Here is a 451-nt window from a genome sequence, read left to right as displayed (position 1 = left end):
GACCCAGCTCTATGCCCGCTTCCAGGCCGAGCTGCAGCCGATCCCCGGCGTTGCCGGCATGCTCGGCGGCTTCATGCTGCCGCATTGCGTCGCCTCGTCGAGCCAGATGGAGCGTATCCGCCTGTCGCTGACCAAGACCGGCCTGATCGGCTTTTTCGAGCCCAATATCTTCAGCGCCAGCATGGTCGAGCGCGGCAAGCCGGAGCCCGATCTTTTCCTGCACGCCGCCCGCAGCATGGGCTTTGCGCCGGAGGCCTGCATCGTCATCGAGGATAGCCCGGCAGGCATCCAGGCCGCGCATGCGGCGGGAATGCAGGTCTTTGCCTTCACCGGCGGCTCGCATGCGGCGCTCTCCAATCTGCATGAGGTGGTTGAGGGGTTGAAGCCGACGCTGATTTTTGATGATATGCGGTCCTTGCCGGATTTGATCAGCACGGCAAGAGCTTAGAAG

The 451-nt window shown here is 63.4% G+C and carries 1 protein-coding gene; it reads left to right on the top strand.

All coding sequences use genetic code 11. From position 1 onward, the window contains the following. Positions 1-448, top strand: a 448-nt coding sequence (locus AC1D0P_RS29525) for an HAD family hydrolase (protein WP_477679981.1), incomplete at its 5' end; no start/stop codon positions are given. Between the last annotated feature and the right edge of the window lie 3 nt (positions 449-451).

The organism is Polaromonas sp. P1_G2 (genome assembly GCF_056405515.1).
Note: the sequence above shows the minus strand (reverse complement) of the source record. Positions and strands in the feature narration are given on the sequence as shown.